This is a genomic window from Dietzia sp. NPDC055877 (genome assembly GCF_053615975.1).
On record NZ_JBSHCV010000044.1, the window covers coordinates 1 to 1,433 of the forward strand.

The window sequence follows — 1,433 nt, forward strand, 5'->3', positions numbered from 1 at the left end:
GGGCGTGTTTGATTGTCTGTGTAAGCCGTTCTGAAGGGACGCGCAACACTGATGACTATGACCGACGAGAAGGACGCCGGACCGGCGTCGGGTAACGAGCTTGTTGCCCAGCTTCAGGCCAGCGGAGCGCTGGATGAGTTGTTCGCCAAGATCGACTCCGGCGAGGTCGCGATCACCGGGTCCGACGGGCTGCTGCCGGCGCTTTTGAAGACCTCGCTCGAGCGGGGCTTGCAGGCCGAGATGTCGAGCCATCTCGGCTACGAGAAGGGCGAGCAAGCCCCGGCCAAAAGGCCGAATGCCCGCAATGGCACCACCTCGAAGACGATCGAGTCGGAAGTCGGCTCGTTTACCGTCGACGTTCCCCGCGACCGGGCCGGGTCATTCACCCCGCGTCTGATCCGCAAGGGCCAGCGGCGTCTGGACGGGTTGGATGACATGATCATCAGCCTCTATGCCGGCGGCATGACCGTGCGCGAGATCGAGCACCACCTGGCCTCCACGATCGGTGTGGAGCTTTCGCCAGCGACGATCTCCACCATCACCGACGCGGTCGCTGACGCCGTTCTCGAGTGGCAGAACCGGCCGCTAGAGGAGTTCTATCCGGTCGTCTACCTCGACGCGATCCGGATCAAGGTTCGCCAAGATCACCGCGTGGTCGGCCGTTCGGCGTACATCGCGGTGGGCGTGGATCTTGATGGCGTCAAGCACGTGTTGGGCATCTGGGTCCAGGACTCCGAAGGCGCCTCATTCTGGGCGCACGTGTGCGCTGACCTGGCCAACCGGGGTGTGCGGGACGTGCTCATCGTGTGCTGCGACGGCCTGCAAGGGCTTCCGGAGGCGATCGAGGCCACCTGGCCGGACTCTCTGGTCCAGACCTGCGTGGTGCACCTGATCCGGGCATCGATGCGGTTCGTCTCCTACGGCGACCGCAAGAAGGTTGCCGCCGAGCTGAAGAAGATCTACACAGCCCCGAACGAGGAGATTGCGCTGGCGGCCCTGGCCGAACTTGAGGCCTCCGACTGGGGTTCGAAGTATCCGCAGACGGTCGCGACGTGGACCGCGGCGTGGGAGCGGTTTATCCCGTTCCTGCAGTTCCCGCCCATGCTGCGCCGGGTGATCTACACGACGAACTCGATCGAGTCGCTGAACTTCCAGCTTCGCAAGGTCACCAAGAACCGCGGCCATTTCCCGACTACTGAATCGGCGGTCAAGCTGCTGTGGCTGGCGATCTGCAACATCGAAGATCGTCGAGCCCGTGACCGCGCCGCTGAGAAAGGTAAGCCTGCCGGGCAGAGAAGAGCCTCAGGCCGCCTCGTCGAAGGTCAAGTGACTACGAACTGGAAACAAGCCCTCGCCCAGCTCGCCGCCGCCTACCCCGACCGCATCAACCAATATCTCTGACCACCCGCATACACAGAAATCTTGACAGGCTC

General features: G+C 63.4%; 1 protein-coding gene. It reads left to right on the forward strand.

Going from position 1 to position 1,433, the window contains the following annotated elements:
- The first annotated feature begins 57 nt into the window (after positions 1-57).
- Positions 58-1,401, forward strand: coding sequence for an IS256 family transposase (locus ACWGLC_RS17755; RefSeq protein WP_452101095.1), 1,344 nt, complete (start codon positions 58-60; stop codon positions 1,399-1,401).
- The last annotated feature ends 32 nt before the right edge of the window (positions 1,402-1,433 follow it).

What these genes read in the sequence shown, in the direction of transcription:
- ACWGLC_RS17755 (WP_452101095.1), top strand. Translation starts at nt 58, where the DNA reads ATGACCGACGAGAAGGACGCCGGACCGGCGTCGGGTAACGAGCTTGTT.